25 protein-coding genes are annotated in these 26,541 nt (G+C 54.3%); 1 reads left to right on the plus strand and 24 read right to left on the minus strand.

Annotation, left to right across the window (positions count from 1 at the left end; translation table 11 throughout):
- Nucleotides 1-2 precede the first annotated feature (2 nt).
- On the minus strand, nucleotides 3-3,137 hold the full coding sequence (locus U9M73_RS07690; RefSeq protein WP_323076720.1) for an alpha-mannosidase: 3,135 nt from the start codon (nucleotides 3,135-3,137) through the stop codon (nucleotides 3-5).
- A gap of 143 nt (nucleotides 3,138-3,280) precedes the next feature.
- Here U9M73_RS07690 and U9M73_RS07695 point away from each other — a divergent pair, with 143 nt between their 5' ends.
- A complete protein-coding gene (locus U9M73_RS07695; RefSeq protein WP_260071683.1) occupies nucleotides 3,281-4,240 on the plus strand; it encodes a helix-turn-helix transcriptional regulator in 960 nt (319 codons plus the stop codon).
- Nucleotides 4,241-5,314: 1,074 nt separating this feature from the next.
- Here the strand turns inward: U9M73_RS07695 and U9M73_RS07700 are convergent.
- The 23 genes from U9M73_RS07700 to mtrB all read right to left on the minus strand — a co-directional run bounded on the left by U9M73_RS07700 (nucleotide 5,315) and on the right by mtrB (nucleotide 26,452).
- Nucleotides 5,315-6,409 (minus strand): prephenate dehydrogenase, encoded by a 1,095-nt coding sequence (locus U9M73_RS07700; protein ID WP_009225897.1) that lies wholly within the window; start codon nucleotides 6,407-6,409, stop codon nucleotides 5,315-5,317.
- Nucleotides 6,410-6,444: 35 nt separating this feature from the next.
- Nucleotides 6,445-7,542 carry a histidinol-phosphate transaminase gene (gene hisC / locus U9M73_RS07705; RefSeq protein ID WP_009225896.1) on the minus strand — a complete coding sequence of 366 codons (1,098 nt, stop codon included), beginning with the start codon at nucleotides 7,540-7,542 and terminating at the stop codon, nucleotides 6,445-6,447.
- 47 nt (nucleotides 7,543-7,589) lie between these two features.
- Complete coding sequence (gene trpA / locus U9M73_RS07710; protein ID WP_260071685.1) at nucleotides 7,590-8,411, minus strand: tryptophan synthase subunit alpha; 822 nt, start codon at nucleotides 8,409-8,411, stop codon at nucleotides 7,590-7,592.
- The gene (trpB, locus tag U9M73_RS07715; protein WP_323079090.1) at nucleotides 8,408-9,607 is read right to left on the minus strand and encodes a tryptophan synthase subunit beta; all 1,200 of its coding nucleotides are present in this window, start codon (nucleotides 9,605-9,607) and stop codon (nucleotides 8,408-8,410) included. Before trpB ends, trpA begins: the two co-directional genes overlap by 4 nt.
- Nucleotides 9,607-10,272: a phosphoribosylanthranilate isomerase gene (locus tag U9M73_RS07720; RefSeq protein ID WP_323076723.1), complete on the minus strand. Its 666-nt coding sequence runs from the start codon at nucleotides 10,270-10,272 to the stop codon at nucleotides 9,607-9,609. The genes trpB and U9M73_RS07720 overlap by 1 nt, the downstream gene beginning before the upstream one ends.
- On the minus strand, nucleotides 10,265-11,104 hold the full coding sequence (gene trpC, locus U9M73_RS07725; protein WP_009225892.1) for an indole-3-glycerol phosphate synthase TrpC: 840 nt from the start codon (nucleotides 11,102-11,104) through the stop codon (nucleotides 10,265-10,267). The genes U9M73_RS07720 and trpC overlap by 8 nt, the downstream gene beginning before the upstream one ends.
- The gene (gene trpD / locus U9M73_RS07730; RefSeq protein ID WP_260071688.1) at nucleotides 11,094-12,134 is read right to left on the minus strand and encodes an anthranilate phosphoribosyltransferase; all 1,041 of its coding nucleotides are present in this window, start codon (nucleotides 12,132-12,134) and stop codon (nucleotides 11,094-11,096) included. The genes trpC and trpD overlap by 11 nt, the downstream gene beginning before the upstream one ends.
- An 18-nt stretch (nucleotides 12,135-12,152) precedes the next feature.
- Nucleotides 12,153-13,715, minus strand: a complete 1,563-nt coding sequence (gene trpE, locus U9M73_RS07735; RefSeq protein WP_009225890.1) for an anthranilate synthase component I — start codon at nucleotides 13,713-13,715, stop codon at nucleotides 12,153-12,155.
- A gap of 395 nt (nucleotides 13,716-14,110) precedes the next feature.
- Entirely contained in the window at nucleotides 14,111-14,485 is a 375-nt protein-coding gene (gene aroH, locus U9M73_RS07740) for a chorismate mutase (RefSeq protein WP_009225889.1), read from the minus strand.
- Nucleotides 14,478-15,581, minus strand: coding sequence for a 3-dehydroquinate synthase (gene aroB, locus U9M73_RS07745; protein ID WP_260071690.1), 1,104 nt, complete (start codon nucleotides 15,579-15,581; stop codon nucleotides 14,478-14,480). The genes aroH and aroB overlap by 8 nt, the downstream gene beginning before the upstream one ends.
- Nucleotides 15,581-16,750, minus strand: a complete 1,170-nt coding sequence (gene aroC / locus U9M73_RS07750; RefSeq protein WP_009225887.1) for a chorismate synthase — start codon at nucleotides 16,748-16,750, stop codon at nucleotides 15,581-15,583. Before aroC ends, aroB begins: the two co-directional genes overlap by 1 nt.
- Nucleotides 16,751-16,976: 226 nt before the next feature.
- Nucleotides 16,977-18,317 carry a hemolysin family protein gene (locus tag U9M73_RS07755; protein ID WP_323076725.1) on the minus strand — a complete coding sequence of 447 codons (1,341 nt, stop codon included), beginning with the start codon at nucleotides 18,315-18,317 and terminating at the stop codon, nucleotides 16,977-16,979.
- Between the two features lie 338 nt (nucleotides 18,318-18,655).
- Nucleotides 18,656-18,829, minus strand: coding sequence for a hypothetical protein (locus U9M73_RS07760; protein ID WP_323076726.1), 174 nt, complete (start codon nucleotides 18,827-18,829; stop codon nucleotides 18,656-18,658).
- 268 nt (nucleotides 18,830-19,097) lie between these two features.
- The gene (locus tag U9M73_RS07765) at nucleotides 19,098-19,955 is read right to left on the minus strand and encodes a CheR family methyltransferase (RefSeq protein ID WP_323076727.1); all 858 of its coding nucleotides are present in this window, start codon (nucleotides 19,953-19,955) and stop codon (nucleotides 19,098-19,100) included.
- Complete coding sequence (ndk, locus tag U9M73_RS07770; protein WP_009225883.1) at nucleotides 19,946-20,389, minus strand: nucleoside-diphosphate kinase; 444 nt, start codon at nucleotides 20,387-20,389, stop codon at nucleotides 19,946-19,948. The genes U9M73_RS07765 and ndk overlap by 10 nt, the downstream gene beginning before the upstream one ends.
- Before the next feature lie 120 nt (nucleotides 20,390-20,509).
- Nucleotides 20,510-21,484, minus strand: a complete 975-nt coding sequence (locus U9M73_RS07775) for a polyprenyl synthetase family protein (protein WP_009225882.1) — start codon at nucleotides 21,482-21,484, stop codon at nucleotides 20,510-20,512.
- Nucleotides 21,481-22,350 (minus strand): menaquinone biosynthesis protein, encoded by an 870-nt coding sequence (locus U9M73_RS07780; RefSeq protein ID WP_323076728.1) that lies wholly within the window; start codon nucleotides 22,348-22,350, stop codon nucleotides 21,481-21,483. The genes U9M73_RS07775 and U9M73_RS07780 overlap by 4 nt, the downstream gene beginning before the upstream one ends.
- Entirely contained in the window at nucleotides 22,331-22,948 is a 618-nt protein-coding gene (locus tag U9M73_RS07785; RefSeq protein WP_009225880.1) for a UbiX family flavin prenyltransferase, read from the minus strand. Before U9M73_RS07785 ends, U9M73_RS07780 begins: the two co-directional genes overlap by 20 nt.
- Nucleotides 22,948-23,820, minus strand: coding sequence for a UbiA-like polyprenyltransferase (locus U9M73_RS07790; protein WP_323076729.1), 873 nt, complete (start codon nucleotides 23,818-23,820; stop codon nucleotides 22,948-22,950). Before U9M73_RS07790 ends, U9M73_RS07785 begins: the two co-directional genes overlap by 1 nt.
- Nucleotides 23,813-24,541, minus strand: a complete 729-nt coding sequence (locus U9M73_RS07795; RefSeq protein ID WP_009225878.1) for a demethylmenaquinone methyltransferase — start codon at nucleotides 24,539-24,541, stop codon at nucleotides 23,813-23,815. Before U9M73_RS07795 ends, U9M73_RS07790 begins: the two co-directional genes overlap by 8 nt.
- Nucleotides 24,542-24,553: 12 nt before the next feature.
- Nucleotides 24,554-25,426: a heptaprenyl diphosphate synthase component 1 gene (locus U9M73_RS07800; protein ID WP_009225877.1), complete on the minus strand. Its 873-nt coding sequence runs from the start codon at nucleotides 25,424-25,426 to the stop codon at nucleotides 24,554-24,556.
- Between the two features lie 124 nt (nucleotides 25,427-25,550).
- Complete coding sequence (locus U9M73_RS07805) at nucleotides 25,551-26,090, minus strand: hypothetical protein (protein ID WP_036645812.1); 540 nt, start codon at nucleotides 26,088-26,090, stop codon at nucleotides 25,551-25,553.
- A gap of 113 nt (nucleotides 26,091-26,203) precedes the next feature.
- On the minus strand, nucleotides 26,204-26,452 hold the full coding sequence (gene mtrB / locus U9M73_RS07810; RefSeq protein ID WP_009225875.1) for a trp RNA-binding attenuation protein MtrB: 249 nt from the start codon (nucleotides 26,450-26,452) through the stop codon (nucleotides 26,204-26,206).
- Between the last annotated feature and the right edge of the window lie 89 nt (nucleotides 26,453-26,541).

Here is a 26,541-nt window from a genome sequence, read left to right on the forward strand (position 1 = left end):
CTTTATTTCAACTGAAGACGAATCGTCTTGATTTCATAAGGCGTCACTGTCAGCTCAATCGTATCTGCGGAGGACAGCTCTCCGGCCGGACGTTCCATCAGGTCGGTTTCCTGCCAGGACGCCACGGGCACTCCGACGTGTAACCGGACGCGGCCCCGGCCGCCCTTATATTCATGGAAACGGACGATCACGCTATCGTCGTCTTCCGCTTTTTTCACCGCATCGATGACGACATCCGCACTGCCGCTCGTTTGGAGCAAGGAGAACGACGTAGTATGAGCCGTACCTGGTGTAGCGTATACCGGTTGATTCAGGAGCGCTGCCGCCTGCACGGTACCGCCTTCGGACCAATCCCCCTCATGCGGATACAGCGCATACGTAAATTCATGCTCGCCGCGATCCGCCTGCGGGTCTGGGTACGTTGCCGATTTCAGCAGCGACAGGCGTATCACATGATCCTTAATGTCATGCCCGTACTTGCAATCATTCAGCAGACTAACCCCATAGCCGCGCTCCGACAAATCCACCCATTGATGCCCGACCGTTTCGAAGCGGGCGAAATCCCACGACGTGTTCCAATGCGTTGGGCGCTTCACGTTGCCATACTGAATGTCGTAAGTCGCTTCCGTCGCCCGAATGTCCACTGGAAAAGCAACCTTCAGCAGCTGCTGACGTTCCTGCCAATCCACCCAAGTCCGGAAATCGATCCGCCGGTTATCGGCATACAGAATCATCTGCTGGCGAATCGTCGAGCTCATGTACGTCCAGGTAAATGTGACGACAGCCCGCAGCGTACCGGTAACGACCTTGCATTCTTGGAGTTGCTCAACCTCGCGCTGCTTCTCCTGATAGAACACATCGATGTCCCAAGCCTCAAACATTTTGGGCTTATCCTCAAACACCTGCAGCACGTTGCCCCGTTCGCCGGAAGCCAGCACTTCACGGCCAGCGACGCGGTCGAAGATGGAGATCAGCTGCCCGCGGTCGTTCCACTCAATGTTATAAATCGGAGTTTCGATCCCGTTTGGCCGCGCTTTAAACGGTTCGCTTGTCACCGCGTTATTTGCTTGCCCGTCCTTCTTACGTTGGATCGTTACAAAGCCAAGCGGCGGCACGTTCTCCACGCGTACCCACACGGTCGTCCCGTCGAATTCGGATTGCAGCTTTTGCCCATCCGCTTGAATCCACTGTGTTCCCGTGTCTGTGTCTTGACCTTCCAAGGCAACCAGTCCGGTAAACGGCCAAGAGGACGGATTCCACACGGTATACGTATCCCCCGCATCGCTCGTCAAGGCTTGAATGGCCTGCTCCCGGCACGACTCCAGCAGCGATTCAGCTTGGGCATACTCCTCCTTGGAGTCGCGGTATACCTCTGGAATGGACGAGCCCGGGATGATGTCGTGGAACTGGTTGCGCAGGATCGTTTTCCAGCTTTCGTCCAGCTTGGCCTTCGGATAGGCCTCCCAGTTTCCGCAGCCCGCAAGCAACGCCTGCAAGCTAAGCAGCCATTCGGCGTCCCGGGACAGCAGCTCCAGCTTCCGGTTCATTTTTTTATTGTACGCCTGGCTGGTATAGGTTCCCCGGTGGTACTCCAGGTACAACTCGCCGTCCCACGTATGGACGTAACGATCCGCTGCTTCCACTGTCTCATGCAGCTTCGCAAAAAAATCGTCCGCCCTTCCGGTCGTCACACGCGGCAGACCCGGCATCTCGTCGAGGCGCCGACGCAGCTCCAAGTGCTCGCGGTTTACGCCGCCGCCGCCATCGCCGTATCCGTAAGAGAGCAAGAGCTTCTTGTTCACTTCTTTATCGCGGTAGGCCTCCCAGATGCCTTGCACGCTGGACGCCTCGATCTGCCCGTTGTAGGTGTACCACCAGAAATTTCCGTCCTGCGGCGTGGTGATGAAGTGGGTCAGCACCTCACTGCCGTCGATGCCGCGCCACCAAAACGTATCATGCGGCATGCGGTTGTACTGGTTCCAGCTGATTTTTGTTGTCATGAACGTGTGAATACCCGACTTGCGTAAAATCTGCGGCAAGGCCCAGCTGTAGCCAAAGACGTCCGGCAGCCACAGATAGGTGCATTCCTGGCCAAATTCCTCGCGCAAAAACCGCGTCCCATACAGCAGCTGCCGCACCAGCGATTCCCCGCTCGTCAAATTGCAGTCCGCCTCCAGCCACATGCCGCCGGCCGCTTCCCAGCGTCCTTCTTTGACCCGTTCCTTGATCTGTTCATAGAGCTCCGGGTAATCCTGCTTCAGATATTCGTATAGCTGCGGCTGCGTTTGCAGGAACACGTATTCCGGGAACATCTCCATCAGTCGCAGTACGGTGCTGAAGCTGCGGGCTGCTTTTTCCCGTGTATGCTTCAGCCGCCACAACCAGGCGACATCGATATGCGTATGCCCGATGCATTGCACCGTCACCGGCGACGTTTTCTTCATTCCCGCCACCGCCTGGGTTAATTGCTCCTCCGCTTCCGTCAGCGACGCATAAAACGCCTCCGATCCCGGATAGGACCAATCGATTCGCAGGAAAGCGCGATCCAGCGCCGTCAACAAATCCGTCCGCTCCGGCGCGTTCGCCGGCAATACCTCCACCGTCTGCATGACCGCACGGGCCGTATAGTACAAACGGTCCACCGTTCCGTCCAGCCACGCGATCTCCGCCCGCTTGATCCGGTGCTCCTGTACCTGCGGTTTCCCGCCGCCCTCCAGACCGGACCATAAGCGGAACTGCAGCTTCACCTTCGTACCGGAAGCCTCGTCCGGGAAAAATACCTCCTGGTGATTCATATCCACGCCTTGGAACGGTTCGCCGTTGACATACAGAAGTGATTCAAACCCGGAGTTGTTTCCGCCTCCCGTTTTGCCGAAGTCAAACACGCCAACGATCTTGCGCCCTTTCCATTCGGCCGGAAGCTCGACGTCCGTCTCCAGCCATAAATAAAGATCGCGGCCTTCCCAGCGTTCTCCTGTCTGCATTGTGGACCACGGCCCCTCCTTGGGCGGTCTGGCGCCGATGCGCCCTTCCTCATCCACTTGAGCGCGAAACGCCTCGATCGGCCGGGCATCGCGGTATCGATACCCCTCCAGCTCGCGAATCCGTGCGTTTAATTTCTCCTCCGTCCAGAACATCGTATCGGGTACCTCCCCTGAATATGAGTTAGCCTTCCCCCTCATTTTCCGGTTCTCCCCCGGCGAAGTAAATTACTTATCCTCATCAATTTTTGTCCTATTATGATATGATGGAGTCAAATCGAACAAAGGAGCAGCAGCTCATGGATTTGAAAAAATGGCGTAACGAACTGGTGCCTGCACTGAACAAAATCTGTGGTGAAATCGCGGTTGGCGATGCGGTGGTGGACTGGGTCGATATCGTGATAGAACAAACCGGGGGTTCAGGCAAATGCCCTCCCCACGCCCACACTTGGTATGAATTCAACTATGTCTTGTCCGGCCGTATGCAAACACGATTTATCGACCAGGACGTGATGGTGTATGCGGACGAATTTTTTTTGATCCCTCCGGGGATGACCCATGCGCACGACTACTCTCGGGAAGATCCCCATGAGGGCATTTGTTTGCGGTGGCGGTTTCGGCCAATTCCAGGCGCGGCAGAGGAAGAGACTGCGACAGAAGCAGCGGACGATTTAGCGGAAAATAGCGCAGCAAAGCCGGCGAACGACAGCTTTCTCCTGCGGCTGAATCGGTTGAAGGATTGGCCTCCGGGGGCCTACCGGGACGATTACGGCATTCGGTCGCTGCTCATTCAGCTGTTTACCGAGGCTGAACATGGGCGGTCGCCTTTTTATCTCAGGCTGCTGCTCGTACAACTGCTGGAGGTCTTGTCCGGCGTGACCGCCGCACATGAGACCGGCGCATCAGCTTCGGAGCCTGCGCAAGCCCGGGACGCCTTGCTTCGTAAGGTGGAGGTGTACCTGGAGGATTTTCGCGGGGAGCGTCTGAATGTGGAAGCACTAGCCGCATCGCTGCATATGAGCTACGGCCATCTGTCCCGCGTATATAAGCAAAAAACCGGCCGAACCCTGATCGAGGAGATGAACCGGATCCGGCTGGCCAAAGCCTGCGAACTGTTGCAGCAGCCTTCCCTGCTGATCAAAGAAGTCGCCGAACAAGCCGGTTTCCCTGACATTTATTATTTCAGCAAGGCGTTTAAGAAGAAATACGGCGTCAGCCCGCTCACCTATCGCAAGCAGCATTTCAACCGGTCGGGCTAACTCCAGCGTGTTAAGCGTGTTAAAAAATGCGCCAAGAAAGCTACGGATAACATGACCATGATGAAGTAACTGATGCTGAAAACGTGTGCGTGTGCTATCGTCCGCCGTGTTGGTCCGAAAGATGTATAGTGTGAGTTCCATAGACCGCGGTATGAAGTTTGTTGTCTGGCGTTAGTTTTGTGAGGCGGTGAGAAATAGTTGATGATAATCTGGACCTGAGGCGCGTGCGAGGTACCAGTGCTGTTGTTGAGTAACTTGTCTTAGGTCGCGGTAGAAGTAACCGGGGATGGTGGGGAAGTAACTTCTCTTGGATGCGGATAGTGTGACTTATGGGTGTCGATTATAGTTAAGGGGTACGGATATGGGGGCAGCAGGAGAAACTAATCAAACCGTTACCGTAGTTCGCTTGCCGTGTACCGTAGTTAGCATGCATGGGGATCGGTTGCAATGTATTCGATTTTTCGCATACATTTTGCCGCGATCGCCCAAAAATCCGAAATGTATTCGAAATTTCATACAGAATCGCGCCTTCCACCCTCCTGATGCCCCAATAAACACGAAATTTCATATATATTTCGGCTGAAACCAGCAGAACGAGCGAATTGTATTCGATTTTTCGAGTAGATTGCTCACCAGCTGACGCAAAAAAAGACCGCTTCCGAAGAAGCGGTCCTTGCTCACTTGGGAGCAAGAAGTTATTGGATAGGAGTGGAGAGAAACCATACTGTACTTTTATTATATGTATACGTTTTCATTCTGTCAACATCTTTTTTTAGCGCTTACATTACGATCACGACGGGCTGCTAACGGAACGTATGGACCTTATTTGTCCATTTCCCGGCGATTTCCCGTTGTAACGGACCCCAGAGACCTTATTCGCCAGTCACGCCTGCGAATTCGCAGCGATTAAGCCAAATAAGGTCTCCTCGTTCCGTTAGAATTGGAAAAGGCCTACATCCACGCAAATAACGTCCCTAGGTTCCGTTAAATCCCCGTCAGCGGCCAAAGCAACAAAAGGCCCGGCTGAATTTAAAATTCAACACCGAGCCAAGCCTTTCCCCTAACAAAAGCCAACTACACGTACACAACATACCCCAGCGATTGGAGGTGAGCTTTCGCCCGCTCCATCTCCCCTTCCTGGCGGAAAGAGAGGCGCAGTACGCCCGGAACGTCCTCGCGGCTTTCGATAATCTGCATGTTGCTCAAGTTAATATGGCGCAGACCAAGTTCGGTTGCGATTTGCCCGATAATCCCCGGTGTGTCGGGTACGTCGATATAAATATCGAACAACGAGGTGATCGCCCCTTTGCGCCGCTCCGGCAGCTCGCTGCGGAACTGGTTGGCCTTTTGGAATTCGGCCTCGATCCCTTCCCCGTTCTGTGCCTCCAATAAAGTGATAAAGCCTTCGATCTCGCGGTTCCAGTCCTTCAACAAATGAAGCAGCACGTCCCGGTTACTAAGCAGGATATCCCGCCAAATCACCGGGTCGCTTGAAGCGATCCGCGTGATGTCGCGGAAACCACCTGCCGCCAGCATCCGGTATAACCCGTTGCCATCGTTGTAATTACGCACCTGATTCACCAAGGCAACCGCGATAATATGCGGAAGATGGCTGATCGCCCCAACGATTTCATCATGCAGAACTGGGTCCACACGCACAATTTGCGCTTTGGTGTACGCCAGCAGCTGCTCCAGGCGTTGATAGGCCTCCTCCGGCACATCAGGAGACGGCGTCAGCACATAGTAGGCGTTCTCGAACAAGAGCGTCGAAGCCGCCTCCACGCCGGAACGCTCCGAGCCGGCCATCGGATGGCCGCCGATGAAATGCACGCCCGGACGGGCGATTTTGGCCGCACAAGCGGCGACCGACGCCTTGGTGCTGCCAACGTCGGTTACAATGCAGCCCGGCTTCAGCGGCAGCTCGGTCAGCTTCCGCAGGTAATCTTCCAACAACCCGACCGGCACGCACAAAAAAATAAAGTCGGCATCCGCCGCCGCCTCTTCCATGGACAGAGTCGCGGCGTCAACGACACCGCGCTCCTCAATGCGTTTCAAGGATTCCGGGCGATGGGCGTGGCCAACGACCGTAATTCCCGGCTTGCCTTTGAAGCACAACGCCAGCGATCCGCCGATCAAACCCACGCCAAAAATGGCAATTTTCGTTGTCATCGTATCTCACTCATTTTCTGCGAATAAATTGGGGATTAGACCCGAGTTGCCGATTTGCCAAGCACCTGCTCCAAGGCAGATATAAATTTAGCGTTCTGTTCCGCCGATCCGACGGTCACCCGCACGGAAGTTGGATATTTATGGAATCCTCCGCGCACGATAATCCCCAGCTGCAATAACGACTGAAACATTTCACCCGCCGGACGCTGAACATCCACCATGATAAAATTGCCATGCGCCGGGAAATACTTCAGGCCCAGCCGGTCGAATTCCTTATACAAATAGGCGATTCCCTCGCGGTTTTTAGCCCGGCAGTCAGCCACGAATTCCTGATCGGCCAAAGCCGCTTTTGCCGCCGCTTGCCCGATCCGCGAAGTATTAAACGGCTCACGAACCTGATTGATCAGTTTAATGACCGCCGGTTGCCCCACGCCATAACCGATCCGCAGCGCAGCGAGACCGTAAATTTTAGAGAAAGTACGAAGCACAACTAGATTTGGGTACTGGTTCAGCAAAGCGATCCCGTTCGTGTAATCTGAATCGGTCACATATTCGGCATAAGCTTCATCCAAAACGACCAGCACGTGCCCCGGAACCCGGTCCAGAAAAGCAACCAACTCCGCATGAGGTACGATCGTTCCGGTTGGATTGTTCGGGTTGCAAATCCAAACCACTTTCGTTTTGTCTCCGATGCGTTCAAGCATTCCCTCCAAATCGTGGGTACCTTCCTTCAGCGGCACCTCGATGCTGACTGCACCTTCGATGTCGGCGTTGCTTTTATACACACTAAACGTCTGGTCTGCCATCACCGTCTCGTCCCCCGGCAGGAAGAAAGCGCGGGCAATCAGAGCGATGATCTCATCCGAACCGCAGCCGAAAATAATGTGCTCCTTCCCAACGCCAAGCTGGCTGGCCAACGCCTCGGTCAATTCTGCGGCACTGCCGTCAGGATACAAGCTTAAGTTCGCCAGCTCCTGTTCAATGGCGGCGCGGACGCGCGGCGAGCAACCAAACGGATTTTCGTTGGAAGCCAGCTTAATGACATCCTCGAGCCCAAGCTCTTTCTTCACTTCTTCAATCGGTTTTCCCGGCTGATATACCGGCAAATTGACGATCTGGGGTTTCGGCAACATGTATAGGTTCCTCCTCAAATGACTTTGTGATGGTTTAGCCAAAAAAACTATAATCTCAATTTTGCCACAAAGTCGCGAATTTGCAACAACCCTTGGTCCCGAGTCGAAGCCTGGGACAAGAGCGGCAAGTTTTCCTCTATTTTACGCACGATGGCGCTGCCCACGACCGCTCCGTCACAGATCGCAGCAAACCGCTCGACCTGTTCCCGGCTAGATATTCCGAAGCCGACGGCAACGGGCAAATCCGTTTGCGCTTTAACCGAGGCGATAAATTCGTCGACGCTGGCATGGAACGAAGTCCGTTCTCCGGTTACGCCCAGCGAAGAGACGCAATATACGAATCCGCGGGCACGCTCCAAGATCCGTGCAATCCGGCCGCTGGAGGTAGGCGCGACGAGCGGGATCAGCCTTACGCCGGCGGCATCCGCCAACTTCAGGACCTCCTCCGCTTCTTCATACGGCAAATCCGGAATGATTAAGCCGCTGATCCCCGCCTTCTGCAGCTCAGCCAACAAGCGCTCTGTCCCCATTTGCAACACGGGATTGTAATAAGTAAACAAGACAAATGGCATACGGATGCCGCGTTCCCGGGCTTTGGATGCCGTCTCGATACAGGAAGCCACCGTGATTCCGTGGACAAGGGCACGTTCCGACGCCCGCTGAATCACCGGGCCATCCGCCAAGGGATCGGAATAAGGTACACCCAGCTCCACCACATCGGCACCGGCTTCCTCCAGAACGGCCAAAATGTCGAGCGTCGTCTCCGGGTCCGGGTCACCGACGGTCACGAACGGAATCAGCGCGGTTTGTCCCGCTGCTTTCAGCTTCGCAAACGTGTCGTCCAGCAATTGACCTGTTGGTTGACTCATATCGTCTCCCCGCCTTTCGTATACGCCATAATCGACTCCACGTCCTTATCCCCGCGGCCGGACAAGCAAATGACGATGATTTCGTCCCGGCTCATTGCCGGAGCCATTTTCACAACTTGGGCCACCGCATGCGCCGACTCCAGCGCCGGAATGATCCCTTCGGTCCGGCTTAGCAGCTGAAGGGCATCCAGAGCCTCACGGTCCGTGATTGGATAATACTTCGCACGTTCGATATCCTTCAGATACGAATGCTCTGGGCCAATGCCCGGATAATCGAGACCGGCCGAGATCGAGTGGGCTGGCAGAACTTGGCCGTAAGCGTCCTGAAGCAGATAACTCATCGAGCCCTGGAAGACGCCTTTGGTGCCTTTGGTCATCGTGGCAGCATGGAACTCGGTGTCAATGCCTTTGCCTGCGGCTTCTACACCGACCAGACGAACCTCCTGATCCTCGATAAACGGATAAAACATCCCGATCGCATTGCTGCCGCCGCCGACCGCAGCGACAAGCATATCCGGCAACCGGCCTTCCGCCTCTAAAATCTGCTTCCGCGTTTCATCGCCGATAATCCGCTGGAAGTTCCGAACCATCATCGGATAAGGATGCGGCCCGGTGGCCGATCCGAGAATATAGAAAGTATCATGCACATTGCTCACCCAATAGCGCAGCGCTTCGTTGCAAGCATCCTTTAACGTGCGTGTACCGGACATAACCGGAACAACTTCAGCACCCAGCAGCTTCATCCGAAACACGTTAAGCTGCTGCCGCTTCGTGTCCTCTTCACCCATGAATACCTTGCATTCAAGACCTAGCAAGGCCGCTACCGTAGCCGTAGCCACGCCGTGTTGGCCTGCGCCGGTTTCGGCGATCACTTTCTGCTTGCCCATCCGCTTCGCCAGAATCCCCTGCCCGATCGCGTTGTTGATTTTATGGGCGCCAGTATGGTTTAAATCCTCGCGCTTCAGATAAATTTTCGCCCCGCCCAGGTGCTCCGTCAGGCGTTCCGCGTAATAAAGCGGCGTCTCCCGTCCGGAATACTGCTTCAGCAGATAAGCGATCTCCGCTTGAAACTCGGGATCATCTTTAAATTTCAAATAGGACTCTTCCAGTTCGATCAAAGCGTTCATCAGCGTCTCCGGCACGTAGCGGCCGCCAAAAGGACCAAACCGTCCATGCTCATCCGGTACCTGCTTCATCATCCCTTCACCCTCTCTACGAATGCAGTTATTTTCGCGATATCCTTCACGCCGTCGGTTTCCACGCCGCTTGAGACGTCTACGCCATCCGGCTGCAGCGTCTCAATTAACGTCCTAACGTTGCCGGGATGCAAGCCGCCGGCCGCAAAGAACGGGATTCCTCGCTCCTTGGCCCATTGACGAAAAGGCTCTGCAGCAGCCCAATCAAATGCAACGCCAGAGCCCCCGCCGTACTTCGGATCGTACGTGTCGAGCAACAGCCCGTCCAGCACGCCGTCATACTCCGCCAAGGTCGCGCCGACATGGACCGATCCGTCCGTTTTGACCGAGAATGCCTTGAAAAGCTTGACGCCATAAGCGTCCTTCACCTTCCGGCAAAAATCCGGGCTTTCCGTCCCGTGGAGCTGCAGGATGTCCAGCGGCGCCTGCCGCAAAACCTCGTCCAGCTCCTCCAAGGTCGGATTGACGAACACCCCAACGCTCTGCGGAACTGCCCCTGTGCTCCACGTTTGAAGCACAGGAAGCAGCTCCGCTGCACGGCTTCCGCTGATTTGGCGCTTGCTTCGGGCAAACACGAATCCAACATAATCTACGGGTAAGTTCACCATAGATTTTAGCACTTCAACGCTTTGAAGTCCACAAATTTTTACGGCCACTTCACCCATTTGACGTCGTCCCTTCGGCATCCAATTCGCGGGAATCCGTTTGAAGTAACGGTCCCATTAAGTCAACCACGGCGTCCCCCACATTTTCTCGCCGCATAAACGTTTCTCCGATCAGCACGCCTTGTGCGCCGGTCTGTTGAAGGTATTTTACATCCTGCCGGGTTTGAATCCCGCTCTCGCTGATCAGCGTCGCACTGGATGGCACCAGCTCCGCCAACGCGGCCGTCGTCTCCAGGGACACTTCAAACGTCCGCAGGTTCCGGTTGTTGATGCCGATCAGCTTCGCCGCTGGAAGCATCAGGACCCGCTCCAGCTCCTCGCGATCATGCACTTCGATAAGCGCATCCAGTCCCAGCGCCGTGGCGATCGACAGGTAGTCGCGAAGCTGTGCATCGCTCAGGATTGCGGCGATCAGCAGTACAGCGTCAGCGCCAAGCAGCCGGGCTTCGTAAATCTGCCGCTCGTCAATCACAAAATCCTTGCGCAGCAGCGGCACATTTACGGCCTCGCGAATTGCGCTCAAATAGGCGCCGCTGCCCTGAAAATACGTTTCATCCGTCAGCACGGAGATGCAATCGGTTCCCGCCGCTTCATAAGCCGCTGCCAGCTGCACCGGATGGAAATCCGGGCGAATCAGCCCTTTGGACGGGGACGCCTTTTTCACCTCGGCGATTAACCCCATATCCCGCTTCCGGCCGGTTGTAAGTGCCGCGTGGAACCCCCGCGTGGGCTCCATCGCCGCAATGCGGCGCTCCGCATCCGCAAGGGAGAAGCTTTCTGCCAAACGTGCGACTTCTGTTTTTTTCGTCTCTACAATTCGATCAAGATACATAACTTAATTCCCCCGTTGTCTGAATCAGCTGTTGCAGCTTGGCATAGGCCTTCCCGGAATCGATCGCATCCGCAGCGATCGTAACTCCGTCCCGGATCGTGTCCGCCAAACCAGCCACATATACGCAAGCGCCTGCGTTGGCCAGTACGACGTCACGGTGAGCGCCGCGCTCCCCTTGCAGCACGCGCCGGACGATCTCCGCATTCGTCTCGGGATCGCCGCCGATCATCGCTTCCAGCGGGTACGTGCGAAGTCCCAGATCTTCCGGCAGCAGTTCGTAGGTTGTGATCTCCCCGTTTTTCAACTCGGATACCCGTGTCGGCGACGAAATGCTGATTTCATCCAGACCTTCCTGGCTGCTGACAACCAGCGCCCGTTTGGATCCGAGCTCGCGCAGCACTTCAGCGATCGTCGACGTTTTGCTGCCGTCATAAATGCCCAGCACCTGGCGATCCGCTCCTGCCGGATTCGTTAATGGCCCCAGCATGTTGAAGACCGTTCGAATCCCCAACTCTTTGCGAGGGCCTGCCGCGTGCTTCATCGATGGATGATACAGCTGTGAAAACATAAAGCAGATGCCGATATCATCCAGACAGCGTTTCGCTTGGCTGGCGTCCAATTGGATATTCACGCCCAACGCTTCGAGAACATCGGCGCTTCCCGAACGGCCGGATGCCGACCGGTTGCCGTGTTTAGCTACCCGCACCGACACCGAGGCTGCCACGATCGCCGCCGTCGTGGATACGTTGATTTTGTGGATGCCGGATCCGCCTGTTCCGCACGTATCCAGCAGCTTTTGCGTTTCCGTATGAATTCGGCTGGAGGCGCCGCGCATCGCCTCGGCGAAGCCGGTGATCTCCTCGACAGTCTCTCCCTTGATTCGCAGCGCGGTCAACAGGCTGCCGATTTGAGCTGGCGTTGATTCGCCGTTCATGATCGCCTGCATCACACCACGCGCTTCTTCCCGCGACAAATGCCGTCCTTCAATCAAGCGGCTAATGCCCGCCTGAACGGTTTGCTGTCCTGTCATCTCGATTCGCTCCTCTCTTTAGTTCCCCGGGGTATATTCGTAAAGGTAATCCTGATTAATCACACCGTCATTTCGGGTGGCTGGCGGAAACATCTGCTCCGCTGTACGGATCGCCGTCAGCAAAGCCTTCGCCTTGTTCACCGACTCCTGATATTCGTTCTCCGGTATGGAATCCCATACGATGCCTCCGCCGGCCTGCACGTATGCTTTCCCTTGCTTGAACACGATCGTGCGGATCGTAATACAAGAATCCATGTTCCCTGAGAATCCAAGGTACCCAATGGCCCCGGCATAAGTGCCGCGTGCCTCGCGCTCCAGCTCCGCAATAATCTCCATCGCCCGCAGCTTTGGCGCCCCGGAGACGGTCCCGGCTGGCAAACAAGACAGGAATGCATCGAAGAAGTCCTTATCCTCCCGCAGCTTGCCAGACACCTTGGATACCATGTGCATAACGTGGGAATACCGTTCGATCTCCATATACGAGTCGCAGGTTACGCTGCCGAACTCGGATACCCGGCCTAAATCGTTGCGTCCAAGGTCGACCAGCATCAGATGTTCCGCCCGTTCTTTTTCATCCTGCAGCAGCTCCGCTTCCAACGCTAAATCGGCTTCTTCCGTCGCCCCCCGCGGTCTCGTGCCGGCGATCGGACGCGTTTCCACTCGGCCGTTCTCTACCTTGACCAAAGCCTCCGGCGACGTCCCAACGATAATCTCCTCGTCCAGCTTGAGGTAATACATGTACGGCGACGGATTTAACGTCCGCAGGACGCGGTAGACGTGAAGCGGATCAACTTCTGTTTCGATATGGAACCGCTGTGACAGCACCACTTGAAAAATATCGCCTGCGCGGATATATTCCTTCGCTTTTTCAACGTTCGCGATGAACTGCTCCTTCGTCAGGTTGGATTTGACGTCCCCAAGATCCGTCACGACCGGCATCGGCCGGCGGTTAAAGCTTTCGCCCGGCCCCTCCTGCTGCAGCAGATCGGCCGCCAAATCCAGCTTCAGCTCCGCTTCCGCATAAGCCCGGCGAATATCTTCGTCGCGATCGTCTGGCTTCACGTGTACGTTGGCCACCAGCAGGATCCGCTGCTTCACGTGGTCGAACACGATCACTTGATCGCAGAACATAAACTGCATATCATTCAGGTTCAGGTCATCGACCTGATGCGCCGGCAGCTTCTCATAGTACTGCAGCAGATCATATCCAAAGAAACCAATCGCTCCACCCGTAAACGGCGGCATTTCCGGAAGCTTCGGACTGCGATAGCCCCGCAGGATCGCCTTCAACTCATCGACGGGACGGGACGAGCGCAAATGCTCTGTACCGCCTTCCCGTTGAATCGTGATCTCGCCCTTCTTCGCGGAAATCGTCAAGAACGGGGCGGTGCCGATGAAAGAATACCGCGCCCACTGACTGCCACCTTCCACGCTCTCCAGCAAAAATGCCTGCTCCCGCTGAGCAATACGACGGAAGATCCGGATTGGGGTTTCCATGTCGGCGAGCAACGTTCGGGCAATCGGGATCAGATTATATTCGTTTGCTAAAGCAATGACCTGTTCTACATTCGGGGTTGCCATGTCTCTCACTTCCTTTTCGAATTGGTTTCAGAGCCAAATAAAAAAACCTCTACCGAAGTAGAGGTTGTAGGATTTGCGGTTTATGGGAAAGCACAGCTCCTAAAGACGCGTCTTGCCGTCATTCTCCCACAATCAAGAAAACGACGAAGTACGCACAAGGAACAGGCTATTCACTCAGCTAAACTCAGCTCATCTCAACTGATCTCTACTCAGCTCTAAAAAATGTGTTTACTCTAAACTCTTCTAACTTAGAACTTACTCTCAACTAACTTACTCAACTAACTTGCACTCATCTAAAATCTAAATTAACTATACCCTAACCGCGGCCCGTTTGGCAACCCAAACCTGCAGCTTGATTTGCCAATCCTAAAAATAGCTTCGCTCGCTTGCTGCCCTCAGGAATTGGTGGAGCTGAGGTCCGGACGGAGGCTGCGGGCTTCGTTCAAATACACGTGCTTCATATCCCGCTGCCCTTTGGTGGTGTTCACCTGAATCAGCAGCCGGATACACTTCGGCAAAGCGCCTTGAACCGGGATTTCCGTGGAGCACATCAGAGGAACCATATCCCACCCGTTTAATACGCGAATGGCACGAGCCGGAAAAGTCGCCGTCAAGTCCGGCGTAACCGTAATCCAAACGCTGCAAATATCCTCAGGCTCGATTTCGTTGCGAGCGACAATCTCTTTTAACAACTCAGCTGTCGCGTCCAGAATTTCCTGTTCGTCGTTGCGGGATACCGTCGTTGCTCCGCGAATACCTCTGTTATACATGTTGTCCCTCCTCTTTGAGTTCAGCAATCACCTGGCGGACTTCGTCCAATGTCACGTCTGAGACAATTTCCACCTTGCCGATCTCTACAGGCAAAATAAACACCATCGTCTGTTCCTTAAACTTCTTGTCGTGCATCATCGCACCAATCAAATCCTGCTCGTTCAAATGTGCCGGCATGGCCGTTGGCAAACCGAAGCCGCTCAGCAGGGACACCGTGTACTTGTAAATATGCGGATCCCGGCCCCGGTTCACTGCCAGCTTCGCCGCTGCGGCCATCCCAATCGAGATCGCTTCCCCGTGCAAAAATTCACCATACCCGCCGATCGCCTCGATGGCATGACCCAGCGTATGCCCCAGGTTGAGAATCGCACGAAGCCCATTCTCCTTCTCATCCACAGAGACAACCTGGGCTTTCACGGAGCACCCCTGGGTTAATCCGTATCCCAGCGCTTCCGGATCCAGCACCAGCAAATCCGCCGTGTGCTCGCGGCACCAGTCCGCAAATGCCGCATCCCAGATCAGGCCATGCTTGACCATTTCCGACAAGCCCGCCCGGACGTCGCGCGGCGGCAGGGTTTGCAGGCTGTCCACGTCATACAGCACCATTTCCGGCTGATGAAAAGCGCCGATCATATTTTTGGCCAGCCGATGGTTGACGGCCACCTTGCCTCCGACACTGCTGTCGTGAGCCAGGATCGTGGTAGGCATTTGCACAAACGCTACGCCTCGCATATACGTTGCCGCCACGAAGCCAGCCAAATCGCCGACGACGCCGCCGCCCAGCGCAACGACCACAGAACGGCGGTCCAAACCGCCTTCAATCGCCGTAGTCATGACATCCTCATAAACCTCCAGCGATTTGGATTTTTCACCGGCCTTCACGACTTTGCTGACCGTACGATAGCCTTTGGCCTGCAGCGAGGCTTCGACAACCGGCAGATACTTCGGCGCGACATGGTCATCGGTAACGATTAAGACAGGGCTCTTCGCCGACAGCTTATGCTGCTCGAAGAAATCCCCGGCCTTTCCCAGCAAGCCGCCGCCGATATAAATCGGATAAGAACGTTCGCCCAAATCGACCTGCAGTGTTCGCATCAATATTCCTCCAGTTGAGCCAAATATCCCTTATAATTACGCTCGATCTCCCCGATCGAATCGCCGCCGAATTTCTCCAGGAACGCTTTGGCCACTTCCCAAGCGACCACGTTCTCGAGCACAACGCTCGCGGCTGGCACTGCACAAGCATCAGAGCGCTCCACCTGAGCAGCAAACGCCTCGCGGGTGTCGATGTCGACGCTTTGCAGCGGTTTGTATAACGTCGGGATCGGCTTCATTACGCCGCGAACGACGATTGGCATGCCGTTGGTCATCCCGCCCTCGAAGCCGCCGAGCCGGTTGGTCGCCCGGTAATAGCCGCGCTCCTCGCTGTACAAAATTTCGTCATGAACCTTGGAGCCTGGCAGCTTCCCGGCTTCAAAACCGATGCCGATTTCCACGCCCTTAAACGCGTTAATCGACATTACCGCTTGCGCGATACGGCCGTCCAGCTTGCGGTCATACTGCACATGGCTTCCCAGTCCGACCGGAACGCCTTCAACGATACATTCGACGATGCCGCCGATGGAGTCGCCTTCCTCCTTGATTTTATCGATGTAGGCTTCCATCTTCTTCTCCGTCTCAAGGTCGGCAACCCGCACCGAAGAAGCTTCGGTGACTCGAGCCAACTCGTCCAGCGGCAGGTTATGCGGCGGTGCTTCAATTTCGCCGATGCGAATGACATGCCCGGCGATCCGGATGCCAAAGCGCCCCAGGAGCTGCTTGGCCACCGCACCAACCGCCACGCGAACAGCGGTTTCGCGTGCGCTCGAACGCTCCAGCACGTTCCGCAGGTCTTTATGGTTATATTTCAAGCCTCCGTTTAAATCGGCATGCCCTGGACGGGGACGATGTACTCTGCGTTTCTCCTCGTCCGTGCCTTCGATCGGCTCGATGTTCATGATTTTCTGCCAATGCTTCCAGTCGTTGTTCTCCACAACCAGTGCCACCGGCGCTCCTGTTGTATACCCGTGCCGGACTCCCCCGACGATCTTCGCGGTATCTTTCTCGATCTGCATCCGACGGCCGCGGCCATACCCTTTCTGACGACGGGCCAACTCAAAATTCAACGCTTCAAAATCCAGCTGCAAATGGCTGGGCAAGCCTTCAATAATCGCAGTCAACTGGGGTCCATGCGTCTCCCCGGCTGTTAAGTATCGCAAACTCATGATGCTGCGTTCCCCCTTTAAACTGTTAAACTGTAAAGAACTAAAACCCGATGATATCTTTGCTCATTATAATATTGTTTGATGCATTCTGTCACGTAGTGAATTCACTTATCCTGCTCATGCAATCTACTATTTCTCTCACCGTAAGCGGCACGAGGCCAAGCCGGACCCGGATTTTCGCGCCTCACGCTTCGAGGTTCACCAAAATCCGGGGACTTGCTAAATCTTAAGAATCCATGGAAACCGGATGAACTGAAAATGCTTGTTCCGGGTCGGTCAGTCGGGTGGCTGCGAGCTTGCGAATGCGATGCTGACCAACTTCTCGGACAGCGAAGACATAACCCCCGTATTCGAATTCCGGTATTTCATTCACCGTCGGAATCCGCTTCAACTGCCCGATCATAAATCCGCTTAGCGTATCGTAGTGTTCGATCGGAAGCTTAATATCCAAGATCTCCTGGGCATCGTCGAGGGACATCGTACCGCTGAACAGATAACTGCCTTCGCCAACCTGCTCGTATTCCCGTTCCTCTTCGTCGTGTTCGTCATAGATGTTGCCGACGATTTCCTCCAGCAAATCCTCCATCGTCACGATGCCGGCGGTTCCTCCGTATTCGTCTACGACGATGGCCATATGAATGCGGTTTTGCTGCATTTCCTCGAACAGTTCATTCGTTTTTTTGGAGATCGGGATAAAATAAGGCGGCGTCACCAGCTCCTGTAAATTCCAATGCTCCTTCTCCCCGTTGCGTAAAAAGCGAATCAAATCCTTACTGTGCAATATTCCAATCATATTGTCAACTGTATCCTCATACACCGGGAAGCGGGTATATTGCTCCTTATCGGCAATTTCAGCCACGGTCTGCTGATCGGCATCGGCCGGGATAGCTACGACGTCAATCCGGTGCGTCATGATATCGGACACCGTCAAATTGTCAAAATCAAAGATGTTGTTAATCATCAGGCGCTCGCTAGGCTGGATCGTCCCCATTTCCTCTCCGGTATCCAACATCATGCGGATCTCCTCCTCGGAGACTTCCTCCTCCTTAGCGTTCGGATCGATGCCAAACAGCCGCACCAACATGTTGGTGGACGTGGTCAGCAGCTTCACGAACGGCGAGGTCGCCTTCGACAAGATGGACAACGTCGTAGCCGCAAACATCGCCATCGCTTCGGCCTTGTTCATGGCTACCCGTTTCGGCACCAGCTCCCCCAGCACCAACTGGAAGTATGAGAGCAACAAAGTGATGATGATCAGCGATATCGTGCTAAGCACGTTTTCGGGAATCGGCAGCCCCATGCGGATTAAATAAGCCGCCAGGTCGTCGGCAAAGCTTTCCCCGGCGAAGGCACTGGCAAAAAAGCCCGCAAGCGTGATGCCAATTTGAATCGTCGCCAGAAACTTGCTGGGCTCGCCAAGCAAACCTACGATAACCTTCGCTTTCCGGTGGCCCTGCCCCGCCATCGCTTTAATTTTATTATCGTTCAAGGAGATCAAGGCGATTTCCGATGCAGCAAAAAAGGCATTAATCAAAATTAATATGAAGACAACTAAAAGTCCCAACAACTCATTTCCACCTCCAAAAGTTTCCCCCGGCGTCGTTTGAAGCTGTCATTCCGGCGGGTAAACAAACGCAAAAAGGCATAACCCGCCGTCACCAAATTGACGCAGGCTATGCCTGAAATTCCTCAATGAATAGATTATTGAAAAATTGTACCGTGTCGCTACTCTCCGGGTCGTCCGAATCGTTCATGGATGAAATCTCTCCTGACCTGAATTTATAACTATTATAGGAAGCTCCCCTGACGGCTGTCAAGAACGCTTCAACCAAGAACGCAAAAAGCGCCGTTCCCCGCCCTGCTTGGCGATGTCGGCGCTATTTAACTGGTATGGGCGCTTGCAGCTTATCTGAGGCCTGAAGCTGGTTTATTTTCCAAAGCGGCGGAACGCCGGGGATCCACCGGAAAATCCTCAAGCATCACCTTGAGGTGCGAACCTTCGATGCCAAGCACCTGCGCGCATTCCTGCGGCGTCAAGAATCCCCGCCGATAAGCTTCGATCACTTTTCGCTTGTCCATGATCTGACCTCCATTGACTATATGGTCCAAGTATAGGAAAGATCAAACCATTCTATACTATCGTTTTGGCTTCTTATCGCGAAGTAACTCATGTGAAGCGAATACGGCATCGAATCTTGAATTCAGATGCTCGCTCCGTTGCTCACGTAGGTTTCCCTACGCTCCGCTACTCACTCACCTCTTCATCCAACCTTCTCGGCGCTAAGAACCCAAAATTTTTAATCATGAAGTAGCTCGTGTGAAGCGAATTCGACTTCGAATCTTGAATTCAGTTGCTCGCTCCGTTGTTCCCTTCCCCCTTCTTACGATAAAAGAACGTTTCCGCCGCTTCCAAATCGTATTGGCCAGGGGAGAAAATTTGCTCCGTGCTGCCGACGAACAGGACGCCGCCGGGACGCAGCGCACGCGAAAACTTATGATAAAGCCCTTGTTTTGCTTCTTCGGTAAAATAAATCATCACGTTGCGGCAAACGATCAGGTCAAAGCCCTCTTCAAACGGATCGAGCAGCAGGTTTTGCTTCTTGAACGTGACGGCCTTCTTCAGCTTCGGATCAAAGCGGAACATCGGGCCTTCCGGCGTAAAATAACGCTCGGCGACCGCCTTCGGCACATCCTTCAGCGAACGCTCCAGATATAATCCTTCCTGGGCTTTCCCGAGCGCTCCTTCATCAATGTCCGTTGCCAGCAAATAGGTGTTCGCTAGAAGCCCCAGATCTGCGAGAATCATGGCCAACGTGTATGGCTCCTCTCCCGTCGAACAGGCCGCGCTCCACACCTTCAGCCGGGGCCGCCCGGCGGCCAGCCCCGGCAGCACCGAGTCCCTCAGCACTTCCCAGCGATTGGGGTTGCGCCAAAATTCAGATACGTTAATCGTCATCTTGTCCAAAAATTCATAAAATAACTGCTTGTTGCTCAGCATCGCCGTATAAAAATCCGCAAACTTCGAATAGCCGTTCTTATTGCGCAGCGTCGTCAAACGCCGCTTCATTTGCGCTTCCTTGTATTGGGCCAAATCGATACCCGTGCTTTTTTTAATGTTCTGGATAAAGCCGAGATAATCCGGATCCGGTGCCGTCTCTGTGTTGTCTACCCGAGGGATGTCGGGAAAAATCCGGTTCAAATCCATGGGCTCACGCTTCTCGTATACTGTAGTAGCTCATGAGGCTCAAAGAAGTTGGCGATTTCTCGCTCCGCACTCTCTACTCCGTCGGAACCATGAATCAGATTAAACGGCGTATGGGCGGCAAAATCCCCCCGAATCGTGCCGGGAAGCGCCTCGGTGACTTTCGTCTTGCCGATGACCATGCGGGACAAGTTAATGATGTCATCCCCTTCCCATACCATGGCAAATACCGGCCCAGAAGTAATGAAGCCCACCAGTTCGTCAAAGAAAGGCTTGCCCTCATGCTCCGCATAATGTCTCTTCGCCTGCTCTTCTGTCACTTGAACCAGCTTGCCTGCGACGAGTTGAAATCCCTTATCCTCGAACCGGCTGATAATTCTGCCGATCAGCCCGCGCTGTACGCCGTCCGGCTTAACCATTAAAAACGTTCTTTCCATGGTTCCCCTCCCGAATTTAACAGCATCATTTGCGATTCAAACCTCATTCCCACCTTCCTCCAGGAAGGCGGTTTCACCTGCATTTTACCAGAAACTTGCGAAACAGGTAAAGCGATAAGATTAATAGGAGCGTTTGTTAACAAATTCTGCAATGTCCTGTAAATGGGAGCGCGCCGCTGTATCCGGCAGCTGCTGCAACGCCGCCAGCGCTTTTGCAATATAGCGGTCGGCCAACGCCTCCGCTTTGCCAATGCCCGGGCTTGTCCGAATCATTTCGATCGCACGGGACACATCCCCGCTGCCGTCTCCGGCCTGGATGCCGCGAATTTCCCGAAGCAGCGGCTCTCTTAAATCAGGCTCCTGCAGAGCGTAAAGCACAGGAAGCGTGATGTTGCCCTGGCGCATATCGCTGCCCGGCGGTTTACCGATCGTCTTCTCAGTACCAAATAAATCAAGCAGATCGTCGCGAATCTGGAAGGCCATGCCCACGTTGTACCCGTACCGGTACAGCAGCGCACTCACTTTGGCCGGAGCATCTGCCGCCATGGCTCCCAGCTGACAGCTGATGGCGATGAGCAAAGCGGTTTTCCGCCGGATGCGCAGCAAATAGTTGCGTACGCTTTGCTCCGTGTTGAAAAAATCGCGGATCTGCTCCATTTCCCCGATCGACATCTGCACCATCGCTTTGGCCAGTATGCGGTGTATGTATGGATTTGCGAGCTCGGATACCTGCATCAGGGCCTTGGCGTAGATGTAGTCGCCGGTATACATGGCGATCCGATTATCCCACTTCGACTTTACCGTCGCTTTGCCCCGCCGCGTGTCGGCATCGTCGATCACGTCATCGTGAACGAGTGACGCCGAATGGATGAGCTCCAGCGGCACAGCGATATACTGCAGCTTCTGCAGATCGTAGTTCCCAAACTTCCCGCCAAGCAATACGAAGACCGGCCGCAGCCGCTTCCCGCCTGCCTTCAACAAGTGCAGGGACGTCTCGCTGAGCAGATCGTCATCGCCGTCGATGCTGCGGTACAGCTGGCGTTCGATAAAATCCATATCTTTTTTTAACGCACCGAAAATATCCAGTAGTTTCATTCTTTCACCCGTGTCAGCAAATTGTCACTCCATATCTCCAGCTCTACTCGATGATCCAGCAGCCCCATTTCATAGGCATAGTCAAAATACAACGAAAGTCCTTGGCGGTGCGATTCATTAAAATCATAGCGGATGTTCTGAGTAAAATAATGCCGCCAATAATCCGCCGTACCGCCAATTTCGGCGCAAGCCTTGGCCACGAGCGGGGATACATCACTTAAGCTCTTACGTTTGCTTTCCACAAAGGCTTCCGTCACTTCAGCCAAATAGTCGCCGTGGGCTTCGGCAAACGACTTCTGAACGGCCCAGACCGCAAAGGTCATACCATAGCCGGTCCATGATTTCCAAACTTCCCCCAAATCGGTAACGATATAATCGTGATCCCGCCAGGATGCCTGAATCGCGTGATCGCCGATCAACAGCGCGCCGTCGCTTTCTGCCATCATCAGATCCAAATCAGGCTCACTGTCCCAATACTCAGGTTTGCCACCGTACGCTTTTTCCATAATGATCTTCAGCAAATTGACCGAAGTTGCCGACGTATTCGTTAGCGCGATCTTGCCGTTCGCAATTTCCTCCGGCGGCTTCCGCGAGAACAGCAGAATCGAACCCACCGGCCCATCGGAGCTGACGGAAAGATCCGGCAGCAGCAGGAACCGCTCCGAGCCGTACCCGTAGGCAAAAGAAGACACCGGGGAAATATCCAGCATCCCGCCAAGCATCCGGCGGTTCAGCTTCGAAGGGACCTCGGTGACGAGTTGGCTCACTTGGGACAGGCGCGTCACATCAAAATAATGAAAAACGGGCCAGACGTTGCTGTATTTGATTTGGCCGATGAGGATGTTTTCATTCTCCCGATTGTTCATTCTGATCCCCCCATCTCTTGAATAACGCATGCTCGATGCCCAGATTGTCGAGCACTTTACCAACTAAAAACCGGACCAGATCATCAATGGTCTGCGGTCCGAAATAAAATGCCGGCATCGCCGGGATGATGCGCACGCCAAGTCGAGCCAGCTTCAGCATGTTCTCCAAATGGATCGCATGCAGTGGCGTTTCGCGTGGCACCAGCACAAGCGGCCGGCCTTCCTTCAGCATGACATCGGCTGCCCGAGCCATCAGATTGTCGGACGTTCCGTTTGCGATCGAAGACAGGGTTCCCATCGAACAAGGCATAACGATCATCCCGTGCGTGAGGAAAGAACCGCTGGCGATCGAAGCCCCAATATCCGCGATCGGATGGTATACCAGCTTCCCGGGAAGCTGACCGAAATGTTCCTCCAGCGTCGCCTCCCGATCGCTCGTGTTCCAACCGAGCTCCTCCTTGATCACTCGCCACCCTGCATTGGATACAACGAGATGCACGAGGAAGTTCATACCTAACAGCGTTTCAATCAGCTTCACTCCATAGATCGAACCACTGGCCCCAGTTATGCCGACAACAATCGATTTCCCTTTATCCATTAGAATTGTCGCACCACCAAATCAATCAATGTGAAGGAAAACACAACGATGCTCAGCACGCCGTTCATGGTGAAGAACGCGGTTTGCAGCCGGCTGAGATCGCTCGGAGAAACGATATGGTGCTCGTAAAACAAAATAGCATACGCAATAATCATGCCCACGACATACCACCAGCCCAAATCCGTCAACAGCAGCAAAGCGATAAAGCCCAGCGCGGTGATGATATGAAACGCTTGAGCAATCTTCAGCGATTTAGCGACACCAAACCGAACAGGAATGGAATAAAGACCTTCCTTCGTATCGAAATCAACGTCCTGGCAGGCGTAAATGATATCGAAGCCGGCAATCCAAAAGGTAATCGTTACATAAAATACCATTGCTGTCCAATCAACTTGTCCAGTTACAGCCGCCCAGCCGCCGAGAGGAGCTAAGCCGATCGTCAGACCCAGTATGACGTGGCAGAGCCAAGTAAAACGTTTCGTGTAGGAGTACAAAACCAACATGATGACGGCGATAGGCAACAGCTTTAATGCTAAGGGGTCTAGCTCGGCAGCGGCCCAGAACAACAAGGCAAAAGAGAGAATGATGAACAACACGACTTCGCCTATTTTTAAAAGTCCCGCCGGGATTGCGCGGTTTGCGGTACGAGGGTTCTTCGCATCGATGACCCGGTCAATAAGACGGTTCAGCCCCATCGCCGCACTTCGTGCGCCAAACATCGCCAACAGCACCCACCCGATCTGTGCCCAGGACGGCAGCTCATGGTTAATCATTTCAGACCCGAGCAGCGCGCCCATGAAAGCGAACGGTAAAGCGAATACCGTATGTTCAAACTTGATCATTTGCAGGAAAATTACCATTTTCTTAAACATGTTGCGTCTCCTTCGTTCCGATGTGCAAGGCGGCAATTCCGCCGGTTAAAGGATACGCTTCAACCCGGGTAAGTCCCGTCTCCCGGAAAATCTCCGCCAGCTCCGCACGGCCAGGAAACTGGACGAGGGAATCGGGAAGCCATTTGTACTGTTCATATCGTTTTGCCACCAGTTTGCCAAGCATCGGAAGCACATTTTGAAAATAAAAATAATAAAGTCCTTTGAACGGCTGCCAGGTCGGCTTGGACAATTCCAGGCAAACCACCTTTCCTCCAGGTTTTACGACGCGCCGCATTTCCCGCAGCACCTGGCGGAGATCAGGTACATTACGCAGACCAAAACCGATCGTCACGTAATCAAACCGGTTGTCTTCAAACGGCAGCTCCATCGCATTCCCTTGAACCAAGGTGATCCGCGACTCCAGCCCGCGCTCCTTTACTTTGAGGCGTCCGTATTCCAGCATCCGTTCACTAAAATCCAGGCCGATGATCTGCCCCCCGCTGGCTTCCGCCATGCTGATCGTCCAATCACAGGTACCGCAGCACAGGTCAAGCGCGGTCTCCCCGGGGGACATGTTCATTTTGGCCATCGTGAATTTCCGCCACGCTTTGTGACGCCTGAAGCTAAGCAAGTCGTTCATCATGTCGTATTTCGGAGCGATGCTCTCGAATACAGAATGCACGAACTGCTCTTTGGTCTCGGATGAAGATGTTTGGCTCATTTACTAATCCCCCTACCCTTCTTGCACGGAACGGCGTGACGGTGAAAGCACAGCGATAAACGGCTCAAGAATCGATTTGAGCTCCGTTCGCGCGGTTTCCTTCTTGCATTCATGCAGCAGCGATTGGACGTGATCCACCGATTGGTGCAGCATAGACAGCAGTTGTTCCTTGATATTGTATTTCACAAGCATCAGCGACCAGTCCCGCTCGCCGACTTTGCGGGTGGAGAGCGCAGTTTTATCCTCGGAGGATCCGGTTTCCATGATGCGCAAATAGGCGTAACCTTTACGTTCGTGCGGCAGCTCAGAAGTAGACCGGATTTCTTCCAGCATGACTTCACAGCGGCTTAACTCCGCCAGCAGCTTCTGCCATAAGCTTTGGACCGACTTGTCCAGGATCTCCGTAAAAGAAAGAAAAAGCCCCATTTTGACATGGACGCATTCCTTCAGATAGTCTTCCGCAGGCAATAACATCTGCTTCAACTTGCTGTACAGCTGGACCTTCAAGCGGTTCACCTCACAGATGGCCGAGCTCATCAACGGGACCATGCCGATCTCCCCGGCTCCAGCTAGCAGATGATAAAACACGCCGCTGAAATAGTCACCGGCCAGTACCTTGAGCTGGCGCGAACGCATGGCCCGGGTTGCTTCCCCCAGTCCGGACTCCAGATCGATGCGATCATGGGTGTCCATGCCAAGCTGCACGAGGAACGCGGCCAGCGCACAGGTCTCAGCTGACTCCAGCGACAGCCCCTCCCGCTCGGTTAAAAACGTATAAAGCAAACGAACACGGGGCACCGGAAACTCCGGAAGCGCCGTGTATGCGGTAATCATGTCGTAACTGACATATTTATTTGCCAATTCTGTTATGCGATAAGGTTTCATCCTTTGCCTCCGAGCCGCTGATCTTTCAGTAATAAAGATGTCACAATCTTGTCTATTATAGCATATGTTTTTTCACTGCGCACAGAGGCTATACGCGAAATCAACTCATCGGTCAATTCACCGGTTACTCCTGTAGAAAACGAGACTGCCACAGCTTTGTTTCCGTCATCCGCATGCGCAACCGCAACTCTTCGGGCATCTCACCGCTCCCGACATGCCGAAGAAGGTCCAGCTCCTCGGCCGAAAATTCGGTACGCCGAACATCGGCAGCCAGCAGCAGATATTTGGTGCCAAGCCAACGGTCCTCCGCCATCAATCTCAGCAGCAGCTGATCGATATTGTTGGTGCGTTCGAACGCAAACGAGATCATTTCCGCCATTCCCCGGTACACGTCTGCGGCACGAACCTGGTCGCCCTCAACCTTCAGGTCAACGGACAAAATATCCCGGTTCAGCTCCACTTTAGCGATGGGCACCGGAAGCTGCAGCGGGGCCAAGGCGTCCACGAGGTTCTCTTCGGTTAACTCCGCCGGGGACGTACCGGCAAACACCGCTGCCGCTTGCCGCTCCCGGGCAGGATGCTCGCCAAGCCAAGCTGCGCCCGCCATCGCCAGCGCGCAGACGAACGTTAACAGGATGGCCCGAACGGCTATGTTCCGTTTCATGGGGCATTCTCCCTTCTGGTACACTCGGACAGCGCAAATCTGCCTTTGTCCATACGGTTCTTATACCCCATTCTACATAGAAAAAAAGCAGGCTATGCCTGCAGATTTGAAAATCATTCTTCCGTATCGATCAAGCCGTGCTTCGTATAGACGAGCGCTTTGCCGCGAATCTTGACGGCGGAGGTGTGATCGGTAAATTGGGCGATGAGCACCTCACCCTTGTCCAACTTCTCGGTGTGGTGAAACCGCGTATCCTTCCCCCGGGTCAGCCCGATGACCGTAACGCCTTGTTCTTTGGCCTTAACCACGAAATAGTCTCCGCCCGCGGCAGATGGATCGTTACCGTGTTGCTGGTTATCCATGTGGCAGCGCCTCCCCCTTCACATTTTTGACAGACTGCTTCTTTTTTAAGCCTCCATGAAAAGAAAAAGCCGTGAACGAGAAGCCCACG

Source organism: Paenibacillus phoenicis (assembly GCF_034718895.1).
Taxonomy (GTDB): Bacteria; Bacillota; Bacilli; order Paenibacillales; family Paenibacillaceae; genus Fontibacillus; species Fontibacillus phoenicis.